This is a genomic window from Streptomyces sp. SAI-127 (assembly GCF_029894425.1).
In the GTDB taxonomy this organism is placed as follows: domain Bacteria; phylum Actinomycetota; class Actinomycetes; order Streptomycetales; family Streptomycetaceae; genus Streptomyces.
This window is the reverse complement of record NZ_JARXYJ010000001.1, coordinates 9252474-9268711: the sequence shown is the minus strand read 5'-3', so window position 1 is coordinate 9268711 and position 16238 is coordinate 9252474. Positions and strand designations below refer to the sequence as shown.

Genomic DNA, 16238 nt, shown 5'->3' with positions numbered 1-16238 from the left:
CGTGGGTTACCTCCACTCGCTTCCGAACTCGGCTTCGAGTTCGTCGATCTCCGCTTGGGACAGGGACACCAGGGGCAGGTCGGACGGGGTGTGCCCGCCGTCCGTGCCGGTGTCTTCGAAGGCGGCCAGAGCCTGGAACCACCCGTCGGCCAGGGCGGTCACCTCGTCCTCGTTCCAGAGGCGCGGCACCCAGGACCAGGTGGCGGTGAGCGTGCCGTCGGCGTCGGCCACAGCCGTGATCTCCAGGCCGTGGGCGACAGGCTGCGCTGGGTCGTGGGCGGCGCCGAGTCCCGTGCCGGGCAGGGTCTCGGGCGCCTGCGACCAGGGGGTGCCCACGCCGGAGACGCTGCGGCCCAGGTAGTTGAAGCCGACCTGCGGAACGGGGAGTTCGGCGAGGAGCGGGCGCGTCTCGGGGTTGAGGTGGCGGAGCAGTCCGTGGCCGAGACCGTGGTCGGGGGCGGCCCGCAGGTGTTCCTTCATGGCCTTGAGGATCTGCGCCGGGTCGCCGAGGTCGAGCCCGCGCAGATCGAGGCGGGCCGGTACGACGCTGGTGAACCAGCCGACCGTCCGGGTCGGGTCGACACCGTCCGCGAACTCCTCGCGGCCGTGCCGCTCGATGTCGAGCAGCGTCGCCGGGCGGCCCACACGGGCGAAGGCCGTCGCGAGCGCGGCCAGCAGGACGTCTTCGGGGCCCGCGTGGAAGGCCGCGGGGACGGTGGTGAGCAGGCCGGCGGTCGGGAGCTCCCGGGTGAGGTGGCGCATCTGACCGACGAGGTCCGTGGACCGCACGGCAGGCAACGCATCGGGATCCCCCAACACCCCTCTCCACAGGTCGAGTTCGGCGGACCTCGCTACGCTCTCGCGCTCCAGCAGATGGGCCCAGGCTCTGAAGGACATGCCCTGCGGGGTGAGTTCCTCTCCTCGCCAGGCCGCCGCCAGGTCGGTGCGCAGGGTGTGCCAGGACACCGCGTCCACGGCGAGGTGGTGGATCGTCAGCAGCAGCCGTCCGCGACGGCCGGGGCCCGCGTCGAACCAGACCGCGCGCACCAGGTCGCCGCGGTGCGGGTCGAGTCGAGGTGCCGGTCGCTGGAGGTCCAGGACGGTGACCCGCTCCAGCAGACCGGTGGCGTCGAGGGAGCCGCGTGGTGGGATGACGGCCGTACCGTCGCCGTCCAGGCGCAGTCGCAGGGCGTGGTGGTGGTCGATCACTGCCTGGAGCGCCTTGCGGAGGCTCTCCTCGTCGGCGTCTTCCGGGGTGACGAGCAGCATCGACTGGCTGAACGCCTCGATGGGGCCGCCGCGTTCGACGAGTCGCCGCAGGGCCGGTGTGAGGGGCAGTTCACCCGTCGGGGCGTCCTGTGTCACCGATGTCAGGGGCTGCGCGGCGGCCGCCACCGCGGCGAGGCCGGCGACCGTGCGCTGTTCGAACACGTCCCGGGGTGTCAGGCGCAGTCCCTCAGCGAGTGCCCGGCTGACGAGGTGGATGGAGGTGATGCTGTCGCCGCCGACATCGAAGAAGCCGGTGTCCAGGCCGACTTGGCCGACGGGCAGCCCGAGCACCTCGGCGACGAGGGCGCGCAGTGTCTCCTCCTGCGGGGTGCGCGGCTCCCTGTTGCTCGCCGCGGAGCGGGTACCGGGGGCGGGCAGGGCGGCCCGGTCGAGCTTGCCGTTGGGTGTCATGGGCAGGGCGTCGAGGGCCACGAGTGCCTCGGGGACCATGTGCGCGGGGAGGTTAAGGGCGGCATGGGCACGGATCTCGTCGAGGTCACCGGTGGCGGCCCCCACGACATAGCCCACCAGGCGCCGTACGCCAGATGTGTCCTCGCGCACCACCACCGCGGCCTGGGCGACGGCGGGATGACCGGTCAGCGCGCCCTCGACCTCGCCGGGCTCGATCCGCAGCCCCCTGATCTTCAGCTGTCCGTCGGCCCGGCCCCGCAGTTCCAGCACGCCGTCGGCGCGCCGCACGGCCAGGTCTCCGGTGCGGTACATGCGTGCGCCCGGGGGGCCGAAGGGGTCGGCGACGAAGCGCTCGGAGGTCAGGTCCGGGCGCTGCCAGTAGCCGCGGGCCACATGGTCGCCCGCCACATACAGCTCGCCCTCGACACCTGCCGGTACGAGGTGCAGGCGTGCGTCGAGCACATACGCCCGGGTGTTCCACATGGGGCGGCCGACGGGTACCGGCCCGGAGGGCAGCTCCTCCCCCGGCTCGATGCGGTGGTCGGTGCAGCCGACGGTGAGTTCGGTGGGGCCGTAGTGGTTGACCAGCCGTACAGCGGGATGATCGCGACGCCAGGCGCGCAGTGCCTCGCCGACCAGGGCCTCCCCGCCCAGCATGAACTCCTCGGCGGGCGAGAGGTCGTACGGCAGCGCGGGCAGCAGGGGAAGGTGGCTGGGGGTGGCCTTGAGGAAGCTGTAGCCGCCGGGCAGTTCGGTGGAGCCCGCCTCGTGGAAGGCCGCGATGTGCACCCGGCCGCCCACGGCGAGCGCTCCGTGCAGGGTGGTCACGGTCGCGTCGAAGCTCATCGTGGCGTGCAGCAGCGAGGTGCCGCGCAGGCTCGGGTAGGCCTCGGCACAGCGGGCGATATAGGTGGTGAGGTTGCGGTGTTCGACGACCACGCCCTTGGGGCGGCCGGTGGTCCCTGAGGTGTAGATCAGGTAGGCCGGATCGGCCGGCCCGGCCTCGGGGAGTTCGGCCGTGGGGTCGGCCGGTGTCACGTCGGGGTTCACGTGCGGGCGGTCCGCGTCGACGGGTTCCCGCGCGATGACGCAGACGGGGTTCGCGTCGGACAGAAGGTACGCCGTGCGCTCGGCGGGGTGGTCCGGGTCGAGCGGGAGATAGGCGGCCCCCGCCTTGAGGACAGCAAGGACCGCGACCGCGAGGTCGACGGAACGGGGCAGCGCGAAGGCGACGACACGGCCCGGACCGGCGCCGCGCTCGACCAGCACGCGGGCCAAATCGTCGGCGAGGGAGTCGAGTTGGCGGTAGGTCAATGAGGTGCGCGCGTCCGTCACGGCGAGCGCGTCCGGCGTTTCGGCCGCCTGCTGCGCGAACATCCGGGGAAACGTGGTGTCCGGGATGTCCCGTGCGGTGTCGGTCAGGTCGGACAGCAGACGTCGGCGTTCGTCCGGTGCGAGGACGTCGAGATCCCCGATTCCCCGGTCAGGTGTGGCGAGCGCGGCCCGCAGCAGCCGTTCCAGACGTGCGGCCAGTCCCTCGGCCGTGCTGCGGTCGAAGAGGTCGGCGCTGTACTGGAGTGTGCCGTCGATGCCGTTCGGGGTGCCGTCGGACGCCCGGTGCTCGGCGAGGTTGAAGGTGAGGTCGATCTTGGTCGAGCCGGTCTCCACGGGGAGGGTGCGGTCGTCCAGGCCGGGCAGTTCAAGACGCCATGAGGCGGTCGGCCGGAAGGCGAGCATCACCTGGAACAGCGGGTGACGGGCCGGTGAGCGGGACGGATTGAGCGCCTCGACAAGCTGCTCGAACGGCAGGTCCTGGTGGGCGTGGGCGGCAAGGTCGGTCTCGCGCACCCGGTCGAGGAGTTCGCGGAAGGTCGGCTCGCCCGAGGAGTCGGTGCGCAGCACGAGGGTGTTCACGAAGCAGCCGACCAGATCGTCCAGGGCCTCGTCGGGGCGGCCCGCGACCGGTGTGCCGAGCGGGATGTCGGTGCCCGCGCCCAGCCTGGTCAGCAGGGCGGCGAGCCCGGCCTGTACGGCCATGAACACCGTCGCGCCCCGGTCGGCGGCGAGGTCGCGCAACCGCCGGTGCAGGTCGGCGTCCCAGTGGACGGGGATGTCGCCGCCCCGGTGGGTGGCCCGGGCCGGGCGGGGCCGGTCGACGGGGAGCGGGAGCTCGTCGGGGAGCCCCGCGAGGGTCTGTCGCCAGTGGGCGAGTTGCCGGTCACGGTCGTCGGCGAGGAGTTCACGCTGCCGGCGCGCGTAGTCCTGGTACCGGACGGGCGGCGGCGCCCAGTCGGGGACCTCGCCCGTGAGCCGGGCCCGGTAGGCGGTGGCCAGGTCACGGAGGAGCGGCTGCAGGGACCAGCCGTCGGCGGCGATGTGGTGGAGCACCAGCAGGAGAACGTGGTCCTCGGGGCCCAGTGCGAGGAGGTGGGCGCGGAACGGTGTGCCGGTGGCGAGGTCGAACGCCTTGGACGCCAACTCAGCGGCCATGCAGGCGAGTTCGTACTCGGTTGCCGACTGGACGGACAGCTCCGGGGACACGTGTGCCAAGAGCCTGGAATGCGGGGTGCCGTCGGTGTCCGGATAGACGGTGCGCAGGATCTCGTGCCGGTCGCTGACGTCGGCCAGGGCCGCTCGCAGGGCGTCCTGGTCCAGGGATGCGCCGGTCAGCCGCACGGCAAGGGGAACGTGGTAGGCGGCTCCGGACGGCTCGGCGCGGTGCAGGAACCACAGACGCCGCTGGGCGGAGGACAGCGGCGCCTCGCCGTCCTCCGTACTCCTGACCAGCGGGGGCGCCGGGCGCGCCGGTTCGGCGGCGGGGAGGAGCCGGGCCAGGGCAGCCGCGGTCGGCGCCTCGAAGACGTCCCGCAGGGCGAGGTCGGTGCCCAGTGCGGTCCGGATGCGGTGGACGAGCCGCAGTGCGTGCAGGGAGTGGCCGCCGAGAGCGAAGAAGCTGTCGTCGGGGCCGACGTCGGGAAGGCCGAGGACATCGGCGATCAGCGCGCACAGCACCTCTTCGTGGGCGGTACGCGCACTCCGCCCGGCGTCCCGGCCGGTGCGCACCGGGGCAGGCAGGGCCGCACGGTCCACCTTGCCGTTGGCGGTCAGCGGCAGCCGGTCCAGGAGGACGACGGCGGAGGGCACCAGGTAGGCGGGCAGGAGCCCGGCGAGGTACTCGCGCAGGACATCCGGCTCCGCACCCGCAGCGGCGGTGGCGTAGGCGACGAGGCTGCGGTCGCCTGGCCGGTCCTCGCGGACGACGGCGACGGCGTGCTCGACGTCCGGGTGTCCGGCGAGGGCCGCCTCGACCTCCGCCGGTTCGACACGGAAGCCGCGCAGCTTGACCTGGTCGTCCGCCCGCCCGTGGAAGGCGAGTTGACGGTCGGGGGTCAGCCGTACGCGATCCCCCGTGCGGTACATGCGCCCGCCGGGCGGCCCGAACGGGTCGGCGACGAACCGCTCCGCACTGGCGCCCGGACGGTCCAGATAGCCGCGGGCCACGCCGGGGCCGGCGAGGTACAACTCCCCCACCGTGCCGGACGGGGCCGGTCGCAGGGCGCCGTCGAGGACGTAGGCGCGCATTCCGTCGAGCGGGCGGCCGATGGGCAGCGGATCCGGCACCTGTGCAGTGCCGGGGCAGGGGCGGGTGGTGGCGAAGGTGGTGGTCTCGGTGGGGCCGTAGCCGTTGGTGACCGTCAGCCCGGGGCAGGCGTCCAGTGCTCTGCGGACGGCAGCGGCGGGCACCGTGTCGCCACCCGCCCAGACCTGTCGGAGCCCCGTGAAACAACCCGGGTCCTCCTCCGCGACGAGCCGGAACAGCCCCGCCGTCAGCCACAGCGCGGTCAGCCCGTGGCGACGCGTCAGCCGCCCGATCGCCGCCGCGTCCACGTCCTCCTCCGGGCCCGCGACCACGGCGGTACCGCCCCCCAGCAGCGGGACCCACAGCTCGTAGGTGGAGGCGTCGAAGGCTGTGGGCGAGTGGACGAGGACACGCGTGTGCGCGCCGCCCGCGAAGGCACTGTCCGTCGCGAGGGCCGTGACGTCCCGGTGGGTGACCGCCACGCCCTTGGGGGTGCCGGTGGAACCGGAGGTGTGACTGACGTAGGCCAACTGGTCCGGTTGCAGCGGGAGTTCGGGGTCGGTGTCGGGTTCGGTGGCGAGTGACGGCAGGTCGTCGACCAGGACCACTTGGCAGTCGTACGACGGTGACGTCCCGTCCGTCCGGAGGGCCGCGGCTGTCGTCGAGTCCGCGAGGAGGGCCGCCGCCGATGTTGCGTCCAGGATCCGGTGGGTGCGGGCGGCCGGGGCGCGGGGGTCGAGGCCGACGTAGGCGGCACCTGCTTTGAGGACCGCGAGGAGGGCGACGACCAGGTGTTCGGAGCGGCGCGTCAGGACGGCGACGCGGTCCTCGGGGCGGACGCCGAGGCGCAGCAGGCGGTGTGCGAGACGGTTGGCGCGGGCGTTCAACTCGGCGTAGCTGAGGACCTGTTCGCCGTGCACGACAGCCGTGGCCGTGGGCGTCGCGGCGGCCCGGGCCGCGAAGAGGCCGGGCACGGTTCCCGTGGCCGTCGGGGGCGCCGGGCCGTCCAGCAGGGCCGCCTGTGACTCCTCGGGCAGCGTCACCTCGACCCGGCCGACAGCGGTGCCGGGAGCAAGCACGGCGGCCGCGAAACCTTCCGCGAAGTGGGTGAACCGGCGGTGGTAGGCGGTGAGTTCGGCGTCCGTGTAGCAGGCGGTGCTCGCGTCGAGGTCGATGCGGATGCCGTTGCCGTCGGAGCGCTCGTAGACGTTGACGGCGAGGTCCTCGACCGGGCCCGTGGAGAGGTTGTGGCGGGTGGTCGGATGCCCGGCGAACCTCAACTCCGTCCCGAACGCCATGATGTTGACGACGGGACCGAAGAACCTGCGGTCACCGCCGAACTGGTCCAGCTCGCGACGCAGGTCCTCGCCCCGGTACCGCTGGTGTGCGAGCAGTTCCCGGGTTGCGGCGGCTGCCTGGCGTACGAGGTCGTGGGCGCGGGTGTCGGGGCGTACGGACAGCCGCAGCGGGAGGACGTTGGAGGCCATGCCCGGGGTGGCGCGCTCGGTGTCGCTCTCGCGGGCGGTGACGGCGAGGCCGAGGACGATGTCCCGGGCTCCGGTGAGCCGGTGCAGATAGGCAGCGGCCGCGGCGATCAGGACACGGGACCAGCGAGTGCCCGTGTGCGCGGCGGCCGAGTGGACCAAGTCGCCTGCGCTGTCGGCGAGATGACCGGTTCGGCGCAGGAAGCCGTCGCTCACCCGTGGGGGGTGGTCACTGAGGCCGACCGGGTCCGGGCGGTCGGCGCAGACACCGGCCCAGTGGCGGCTGTCGGCCGCGCGGCGGTCGCCGGTGCGGTATGCCTCGTCCGCCTCGACCAGCGGGGCGAGAGGCGCCTCGGGCGGGGTGTGCGCGGTGCCCGTGACGAGGGCCGTGTAGGCGTCGGCGACCCTGGCCGCGATGAGGGAGCAACTGAACCCGTCGACCGCGATGTGGTGGTAGCAGTGGTACCAGACCCAGTGCTCGTCACCGAGCCTGAGCAACGCGTACCGGAACAACGGGGCCTCTTCGAGATCGATGGGCACCGCGAAGTCGGCCTCCCGCCAGGCGTCGGCGGCGCCGCCGGGGTCGGTCGAGTCCCTGAGGTCGACGACGGTCAACTCCCAGGCGGGGTCGGGCTCGACGATCTGGTGGACGCCGTCGCCGTCGGCCGTGAATCGGGCCCGCAGGGTCTCGGTCGCCGCGACGATCTGGCACAGGGCGGTGCGAAAGCGGTCGACGTCGAGGCAGCCGTGGATCTCGGTGTACTCGCCGACGTTGTACGCGGATCGGGCGGCGGAGTCGAGACGCTGGCCGAACCACATCGAGCGCTGGGCGGCGGACAGGCCGAATGCCCGGGCGGGTACGGACACGTCGGTCATCGGCGGCACGTCGGCGGGCGCGGAAAGGTCCGTCATCGGCGGCACGTCGGCAGGCGCGGAAAGGTCCGTCATCGGGCGGCCCCCGCGGTCACGACGCCCGCCAGCTGACGTTCGACCTGCTCGGCGACGCGGCGCGGCCCGGACTCGCCGCCCGGCCAGGTGACGCGCAGCCAGGGTTCGGCGGGCACGAGGGGAAGGTCCTGGGCCTGGCGGGCGCGGCCGCCGCCGGTGATGTTGAGGAGCACGAGCTCGTCGGGGCGCACCTGTCCGTCGCGCACGGCCTCCGCGAGAGCGGCCACGGCCACGCCTGCGCCGGGTTCGATGTCGATCCCCTCGGTCTCCTCGAAGAGCGCCATGGCGGTGAGCGCTGCTTCGTTGTCCGTACATCGGACCTGGCCGCCGCTCTCCTCCAGCGCGTCCCGCACCCCGCCGCGGACGGCGAACGGCGGGCGACGGTTGGTGAGTTCACGGGCCAGGGGTTCGAGTTCGCGGCTCGCGGGCGGCTGGCCGCCGTGGCACCAGGCCTCGTACAGCGCGGCGAACGGTTCGTTCTGGCACATCAGCAGCCGCGGCAGGGGCTCGCCGGCGGCGCGGATCCGGCGGGCCGCCTCGTGTGCACCGATGGCTCCCGTGCCACTGCCCACGGCCTGCACATAGACCTGCGGAAGGCGTCCTACGGCCTCGGCGGCGGCGAGCATGACCGTGCCCAGTCCGTCGCGGCGGCCGACGTTGCGCGCACCGCCCTCGGCGTGGTGGCCGGGCATCCGGGCGAGCAGGTCGGCGCACGCGATGGTGTCGCTGTAGGTGGCGGCTCCGTCGAGGGCGACGATGCGGACGCAGGGGTCGAGCGGCGCGGGGAAGCGCATCCGCTCCAGGGCCGGGGCGGGCACGACGAGCAGACACGGGATCCGGTGCCGGGTGGCGGCCCAGGCGAAGGCGGCGGCGGTGTTCCCGGCCGAGGGGATCACCAGGAGCGGCGGGTCGGCGGGCAGCCGCCCCAGGACGGTGTAGGCCTCCAGATCCTTGAACGTACAGGTGGGCAACTGCGCCCCGCGCTCGGGCCAGTGGCCGTTGAACGCCACCCACAGCCGGTCCAGACCGAGCAGCCGGCCGAGCCGCTCCGCCGGGTACACCACCGGTCCCGGCACCCCGGGGAAGGTCCGCACCACGGGCAGCAGCGGGGCGTGGCGAAACAGTCCGGTCGCGCTAGCGGTGTGCGTCCCGTGGTACTCGGTGCGCAGGAACGCCGGTTCCCGGCAGGCACGGCAGTCGAGCATGATTCCGTCGTCCTCGTAGCGGGTTCCGCATGAGGAACAGAAAACCGTGTAGTGACGTGTTCCCGGGAGCGCTCGGAACATTTTCGCTCGCTTTCCGAAGTGCCGTGTCTGGCCGGTCAATTGGACCCCGGGCTACGGAAAGCAGGGGTGACACGCACATGACCCTTTGGCGACGCCTGCCTGACGCGCACCGGCTCGTGTTCGCCCCGCTGAACAGGGTGATCGATGTTCAACGGCACTTCACCCGGCCGCCCCTGCACCGCAGTTGGGAAAGCGGACAGCATCCCTTTCGCATACGCCTCGACGAAGGGACTGCGGAACATGGGAGATGCGTCGCTGCACAAGGAGGACACGGAATGGGAAGAACCGTCCTTCTGGCTCCCCTCCCAGGTTCCGGTTTCCTTTTTGCCAGAATTGGAAAAAGGGGGTCCGGCCGAACTCCTCCTGGAGGCCTGGCGCCGGATGGTTCTCGGTCGCCGGTTCGACCGGCAGGCGACGGCGCTCGCCCGCCAGGGGCGGCTCGCGGTCTATCCGTCGAGCCTCGGCCAGGAGGCCTGTCAGGTGGGTGCGGCCCTCGCGCTGCGCGAGACCGACTGGCTGTTTCCCACCTACCGTGACTGCGTCGCGCTGGTCAGCCGCGGCATCGACCCCGTCGAGACGCTCACCCTGCTGCGCGGCGACGCCCACTGCGGCTACGACCCCACGCGTCACCGCACGGCGCCGCAGTGCACCCCGCTGGCCACACACGCCGCGCACGCCGTCGGACTGGCCCACGGCGAGCGCCTCAAGGGCTCCGACACGGTCGCCCTGGCCCTGGTCGGCGACGGCGCCACCAGCGAGGGCGACTTCCACGAGGCCGTGAACCTGGCGGGGGTGCTGCGAGCGCCGGTCGTCTTCCTCGTGCAGAACAATCGGTACGCCATCTCCGTGCCGCTGTCCGCGCAGACCGCCGCGCCCGGCCTGGCCTACAAGGGCATCGGTTACGGCGTCCGTGCGGAGCAGGTGGACGGCAACGACGCGGCCGCCGTGCTCGCGGTGCTGACCGCCGCCGTGGAGGACGCGCGCAGGGGCGGCGGGCCCTGGCTGGTGGAGGCCCACACCTACCGGGTCGGACCGCACACCAGCGCCGACGACCCGTCCCGCTACCGCACGGCCGCGGAGGAGGAGCACTGGCGGGCCCGGGATCCGCTCGCCCGGCTGGAGTCCGCGCTGCGCGAGCGGGGACTGCTGAGCGACGCGGACATCGTCGCCGTGTCGGAAGAGGCCGAGGCTCAGGCGACCCGGCTGCGCGAACGGCTGGCGCAGGATCCCGAAACCGACTCCTCCGCCCTGTTCGACCACGTCTTCGCCACCCCCACCCCCCAACTGCTCGCCCAACGCGAGGAGCTGCACCGCGAGTTGGAAAGGCGCTGAGATGACACAGGCCCTGGAACCGACCTCGATGGCGCAGGCCCTCAACACCGCGCTGCGCGACGCACTCGCCGCGGACGAGCGTGTCCTGGTCTTCGGAGAGGACGTCGGCCGTCTCGGCGGGGTCTTCCGCATCACCGACGGGCTCGCGGACGCCTTCGGCGACCGGCGCTGCTTCGACACACCGGTCAGCGAGGCCGGTATCGCGGGCCTCGCGATCGGGCTGGCGATGGCGGGCTTCCGGCCCGTGGTGGAGATGCAGTTCGACGCGTTCGCCTACCCCGCCTTCGAGCAGATCGCCTCCCACATGGCCAAGATGCGCAACCGGACCCGGGGGCGGGTGGGGCTCCCGATCGTGGTGCGTATCCCTTACGGCGGCGGCATCGGCGCCGTCGAGCACCACAGCGACTCCAGCGAGGCGTACTACGCGCACACGGCGGGCCTGAAGGTCGTGACCCCGGCGACGACGGCGGACGCCTACTCCCTGCTGCGCGAGGCGATCGAGGACCCCGACCCGGTGATCTTCCTCGAACCGAAGCGGCATTACTGGACGAAGGGAGAGACCGAACTCCCCTGCCACACCGCGCCGTTCGGCACCGCAGCGGTCCGCCGTCCCGGCATCGACGCCACCCTTGTCGCCTACGGCCCCTCGGTCGCCGTGGCCCTGGCAGCGGCCGCGGAGGCCGCCGCCGTAAGCCTGGACGTCGAGGTGCTGGACCTGCGCACCCTCGTTCCGCTGGACGACCGTGCGCTCACCGAGTCCGTGCGGCGCACCGGGCGTTGTCTGGTGGTCCACGAGGCCCAGGGGTACGCGGGCGTCGGCGCGGAGATCGCGGCGCTGGTGCAGGAGCGATGCTTCGACACCCTGCGCGCACCGGTGTTGCGGGTCACTGGCCTGGACGTGCCCTATCCCCCGCCGCTGCTGGAGGGCGCGTACCTCCCGGGGGTTGCCCGTGTGCTGGCCGGGCTGCACCGGCTGTCCGGCATCGACGGACGGCCCGCCGGCCGTCCCGTTCCGCCCGCGGCAGGCCGCACTTTCACCCTCCCCGACCTGGGTGAGGGCCTGACGGAGGCCGAACTCCTGGAGTGGAAGGTGGAGGTGGGCGACCCAGTCGCGCACGACCAGGTGGTCGCCGAGGTCGAGACCGCCAAGTCGGTGGTGACGCTGCCGAGTCCGTTCGCGGGAACGGTGACCGCCCTGCACTACCCGGCCGGTGAGGTCGTACAGGTGGGAGCGCCACTGTTCTCCGTGGCGGAACCTGACGACGCTTCGGGTGCGGTGCTGACGGGGTACGGGACCCGGGCGTCTGAGTGCTCGTCCCCCTCACATGTCCGTCAGGCAGGCGGAGTTGAGGCGTCCGACGCCCGGGTGCCGATGGAGGCGACGGCCGAGAAGTTCCTCCGCGCCCATCGCGACACCCCCTCGGTGACGATCTGGGCGGACGTGGACGCCACCGGACTGCTCGCCGAGCGGGCCTCGCGCGGGGTGGGACTGCTGGCGCTGCTCGCCCGGGCCTGTCTCACCGGGCTCGCCGCGTTCCCGGAGTTCAACTCCCGCGTCGACAGTGACCGCGAGGAGGTCGTCCGCCTCCCCCAGGTGCACCTCGGCTTCGCCGCGCAGACGCCGAAGGGCCTGGTCGTGCCCGTCGTACGGGATGCGGACCGGTTGCCCCTCGACGCCCTCGCGGCGGAACTGCGCCGCCTGACCGACCTCGCACGGCAGAACGCCCTGCCGGTCGGGCACCGCACCGGCGGCACGTTCACTCTCAACAACTACGGCGTCTTCGACGTCGACGGTGCCACGCCGCTCCTCAACCACCCACAGGTGGCGATGCTCGGCGCGGGCCGTATCACCGACCGTCCGTGGGCGGTGGACGGCCGGGTGGAGGTGCGCAAGGTCGTCACCGTGTCCCTGACCTTCGACCACCGCGTCTGCGACGGGGGCACGGCGGCAGGCTTCCTTCGTCATGTCGTGGACGCGGTCGGGGGTGGGTCGGTGGGGGGCGGTTGACCCACCAGGCCGACGCCGGCTTCAGACGTTACGGCGGTACTGGCCCCCGACCTCGAAGAAGGCCTCGGTGATCTGCTGGAGGGAGCAGACCCGGGTGGCGTCCATGAGGACCGCGAACACGTTGTCGCCGCGTACCGCCGCGTCTTTGAGGGCGTCCAGCGCGGCCCGGGCCTCGTCGTGGTGGCGGGAGTGGAAGGTGCGTACGCGCTCCAGCTGGGACTGCTTCTCCTCCTCGGTGGCGCGGGCGAGTTCGACGACGCCGGGCTCGGCGGTGTCGGCGTGGGGGTTGCGGAAGGTGTTGACGCCGATCAGGGGCAGGGAGCCGTCGTGCTTGCGCTGTTCGTAGAGCATCGACTCGTCCTGGATACGGCCGCGCTGGTAGCCGGTCTCCATCGCGCCGAGCACGCCACCGCGTTCGCTGATCCGCTCGAACTCCTGAAGGACGGCCTCCTCGACCAGGTCGGTGAGTTCGTCGATGATGAACGACCCCTGGAGCGGGTTCTCGTTCATCGCCAGGCCCCACTCCCGGTTGATGATCAGCTGGATGGCCAGGGCCCGTCGTACGGACTCCTCGGTGGGGGTGGTGACGGCCTCGTCGTAGGCGTTGGTGTGCAGGCTGTTGCAGTTGTCGTAGATGGCGATGAGCGCCTGGAGGGTGGTGCGGATGTCGTTGAAGTCCATCTCCTGGGCGTGCAGGGAGCGTCCGGAGGTCTGGACGTGGTACTTCAGCTTCTGGCTGCGCTCGCCGGCGCCGTACTTCTCCTTCATCGCCACCGCCCAGATGCGGCGGGCGACCCGGCCGAGCACGGAGTACTCGGGGTCCATGCCGTTGGAGAAGAAGAACGACAGGTTCGGGGCGAAGTCGTCGATGCGCATGCCGCGGGCGAGGTAGGCCTCGACGTAGGTGAAACCGTTGGCCAGGGTGAAGGCGAGCTGGCTGATGGGGTTCGCGCCGGCTTCGGCGATGTGGTAACCGGAGATGGACACCGAGTAGAAGTTGCGGACCTTCTGCGCGATGAACCACTCCTGGATGTCGGCCATCATGCGCAGGCTGAACTCCGTGGAGAACAGGCAGGTGTTCTGGCCCTGGTCCTCCTTGAGGATGTCGGCCTGCACGGTGCCGCGCACGTTCGCCAGCGCGTGTGCGCGCAGCTCGGCCGCCTCCTCGGGCGAGGGGTCGCGGCCCTCCTGGTCGCGGAAGCGTTCGGTCTGCTGGTCGATGGCGGTGTTGAGGAAGAACGCCAGGACGGCCGGGGCGGGCCCGTTGATCGTCATGGAGACGGAGGTGGTGGGCGCCACGAGGTCGAAGCCGTCGTAGAGCGCCTTCATGTCCTCCAGGGTGGCCACCGAGACGCCGGAGGTGCCGACCTTGCCGTAGATGTCGGGGCGCTCGTCGGGGTCGCGGCCGTAGAGCGTCACCGAGTCGAAGGCGGTGGACAGGCGGGTGGCGGGCTGGCCCTCGGAGAGGAGCTTGAAGCGGCGGTTGGTGCGGAACGGATCGCCCTCGCCGGCGAACATCCGTGCAGGGTCCTCGCCGTCGCGCTTGAACGGGAACACCCCGGCCGTGAAGGGGAAGTGGCCGGGCAGGTTCTCCGCGCGCCAGAACCGCACCAGTTCGCCGTGGTCGGTGAAGCGGGGCAGGGCGACGCGGGGGATCTTGTTGCCGGACAGGGACTCGCGGGTCAGCTTGGTGCGGATCTCCCGGTCGCGGACCTTCACGACCTGCTCGTCGCCGGAGTAGGAGGCGATCACGGCGGGCCAGCTCTCGATCTGCCGCACGATGTCGTGCGGGAGACGCGTGCGGGCGCCCTCCAGCAGTGCGTGCACGTTCGCCGCGTCGGAGCCCGCGTCGGCGAGTTCGGCCCCGACCAGCTCCAGCCGCTGGACCCGCCGCGCCGCTTCGGCCAGCTGCTCGGTGTCGGCGTGGTAGCCACGGACGGTGTCGGTGATCTCGGCGAGGTAGCGCACCCGCTCGGGCGGAACCACCTGCCGGATGCCGGAGGAGTGGCGTACGTCGACCCGCGCCAGGGCACCCTCGGGCAGCGGGAGTCCCTTCTCGGCGAGGACGGCGGTGAGGTGCTGGTGCAGGGCGGTGACGCCGTCGTCGTTGAAGGTGGCCGCGGAGGTGCCGTACACCGGCATGTCCTCGGGCCGCTTGCCGAACGCCTCGCGGTTGCGCACCAGTTGGCGGCCCACGTCGCGCAGGGCGTCCTTGGCGCCGCGCCGCTCGAACTTGTTGATCGCCACGACGTCGGCGAAGTCGAGCATGTCGATCTTCTCCAGCTGCGAGGCGGCCCCGAACTCCGGCGTCATCACGTACAGCGAGGCGTCGACGAACGGCACGATCGCCGCGTCGCCCTGCCCGATGCCCGGCGTCTCCACGATCACCAGGTCGAACCCGGCGGCCTTCACGACATCGATCACGTCGGAGAGATGCTCGGGCAGCTCGCGGCTGCCGCGGGTGGCCAGGCTGCGGAAGAACACCCTGTTCCCGTCGAGGGAGTTCATCCGGATCCGGTCGCCGAGCAGCGCGCCGCCACCGCGGCGGCGGGTCGGGTCGACCGCGATCACGGCGATCCGCAGGGCGTCCCGCTGGTCGACACGGAACCGGCGCACCAGCTCGTCGGTCAGGGACGACTTGCCCGAGCCGCCGGTGCCGGTGATGCCGAGCACCGGCACGTGCCGCGCCGCCGCCGTGGCCCGCAGTTGCTGCCGGAACTCCGGGGGCAGCTTGCCCAGTTCGGCACCGGTGACGGCGCGGGCGATCGCGAACCGGTCGCCCGCCAGGACCGCGGTGAGGTCGGCCGGCTTGCCGTCCCACAGGTCGAAGTCACAGTCCCGCACGACTGTGTTGACCATCCCGGCGAGGCCCATCCGCTGGCCGTCCTCGGGGGAGAAGATCGTCACCCCGCTCTCCCGCAGGCGGGTGATCTCCTCTGGCACGATCACACCGCCTCCGCCGCCCACCACCCGGATGTGCTCCGCGCCCTGTTTGCGCAGTGAGGCGACCAGGTATTCGAAGTACTCGACGTGTCCGCCCTGGTAGGACGAGACCGCCACGCCGTGCGCGTCCTCTTCGAGAGCCGCGTCCACGACCTCCCGCACGGATCGGTTGTGTCCGAGATGGATGACCTCGGCGCCCTGCGACTGGAAGATCCGCCGCATGATGTTGATCGAGGCGTCGTGCCCGTCGAACAGTGCCGAGGCGGTGACCAGTCGGACGGGGTGGACGGGGCGATGCAGATCGCTCATGGCGGAGCCTTCCCAGGACACGTCGAAAAACGCGGGTGAGAAAATAGTAGGACGTCCTAGTAAAATTGCGAGGCCGGGGTGAGGAGAAGCACACCAGGACGCTCCCAGAGCCCCTCGAACGGACGAAGCAGCCCTGCACGGCGGAGAGCCACACGCCGGTGCCGCAGGCGAAATCGTCGAGCCGGCGGGCGATACCGCAGCGGACGGGGGTCCAGGTCTCGGCGCGGCCGCATCGGCATTCGGCGCGTTGCCGGTCAGGGCGGCGACGGCCGCGGGTCCGCGGGCACGGCGCGAGGCGAGACGGCCGACGCGCCGTGAGGGGACGATGCCACAGCGGACGGGATCCAGGTCACCGCCACCGCGGCAGCACTCGACCGCCACACCGATCAGCACACCGACAGCCACGGCTCCCTGGGCACGGCGCGAGACCAGACAGCCGACGACCCTGAGCGCGCGACGCCCCAGCAGACGGGATCCAGGTCACCGCCACCGCGGCAGCACTCGACCGCCACACCGATCAGCACACCGACAGCGACGCCTCCGCGGGCACGGCGCGAGACCAGACAGCCGACGACCCTGAGCGCGCGACGCCCCAGCAGACGGGATCCAGGTCACCGCCACCGCGGCAGCACTCGACCGCCACACCGATCAGCACACCGACAGCGACG

The 16238-nt window shown here is 72.1% G+C and carries 5 protein-coding genes and 1 pseudogene; 3 read left to right on the top strand and 3 right to left on the bottom strand.

Annotated elements, in window-relative coordinates:
- Nucleotides 1-6: 6 nt before the first annotated feature.
- Together M2157_RS42430 and M2157_RS42425 are read right to left on the bottom strand one after the other, a co-directional pair.
- Nucleotides 7-7692: a non-ribosomal peptide synthetase gene (locus M2157_RS42430; RefSeq protein ID WP_280867837.1), complete on the bottom strand. Its 7686-nt coding sequence runs from the start codon at nucleotides 7690-7692 to the stop codon at nucleotides 7-9.
- A complete protein-coding gene (locus tag M2157_RS42425; protein WP_280867836.1) occupies nucleotides 7689-8978 on the bottom strand; it encodes a cysteate synthase in 1290 nt (429 codons plus the stop codon). Before M2157_RS42425 ends, M2157_RS42430 begins: the two co-directional genes overlap by 4 nt.
- Before the next feature lie 240 nt (nucleotides 8979-9218).
- On the opposite strand from M2157_RS42425, the gene pdhA reads away from it, so the two are divergent.
- The 3 genes and pseudogenes from pdhA to M2157_RS49190 all read left to right on the top strand — a co-directional run bounded on the left by pdhA (nucleotide 9219) and on the right by M2157_RS49190 (nucleotide 12318).
- Nucleotides 9219-10310, top strand: coding sequence for a pyruvate dehydrogenase (acetyl-transferring) E1 component subunit alpha (pdhA, locus tag M2157_RS42420; RefSeq protein WP_280867835.1), 1092 nt, complete (start codon nucleotides 9219-9221; stop codon nucleotides 10308-10310).
- A 1-nt stretch (nucleotide 10311) separates the two neighbouring features.
- Nucleotides 10312-11286, top strand: a pseudogene (locus M2157_RS49195) (alpha-ketoacid dehydrogenase subunit beta); the annotation flags it as partial.
- Nucleotides 11263-12318, top strand: coding sequence for a dihydrolipoamide acetyltransferase family protein (locus M2157_RS49190; RefSeq protein WP_348541838.1), 1056 nt, complete (start codon nucleotides 11263-11265; stop codon nucleotides 12316-12318). The pseudogene M2157_RS49195 and the gene M2157_RS49190, both read left to right, overlap by 24 nt.
- Nucleotides 12319-12339: 21 nt before the next feature.
- On the opposite strand, the gene icmF is transcribed toward M2157_RS49190, so the two are convergent.
- Nucleotides 12340-15570, bottom strand: coding sequence for a fused isobutyryl-CoA mutase/GTPase IcmF (gene icmF / locus M2157_RS42410; RefSeq protein ID WP_280867833.1), 3231 nt, complete (start codon nucleotides 15568-15570; stop codon nucleotides 12340-12342).
- Nucleotides 15571-16238: the final 668 nt, after the last annotated feature.

Excerpts from the sequence above, each read along its gene's own strand:
- M2157_RS42430 (WP_280867837.1), bottom strand. The coding sequence starts at position 7,692 with ATGACGGACCTTTCCGCGCCTGCCGACGTGCCGCCGATGACGGACCTT.
- icmF (WP_280867833.1), bottom strand. The coding sequence starts at position 15,570 with ATGAGCGATCTGCATCGCCCCGTCCACCCCGTCCGACTGGTCACCGCC.
- M2157_RS42425 (WP_280867836.1), bottom strand. The coding sequence starts at position 8,978 with ATGTTCCGAGCGCTCCCGGGAACACGTCACTACACGGTTTTCTGTTCC.
- pdhA (WP_280867835.1), top strand. The coding sequence starts at position 9,219 with ATGGGAGATGCGTCGCTGCACAAGGAGGACACGGAATGGGAAGAACCG.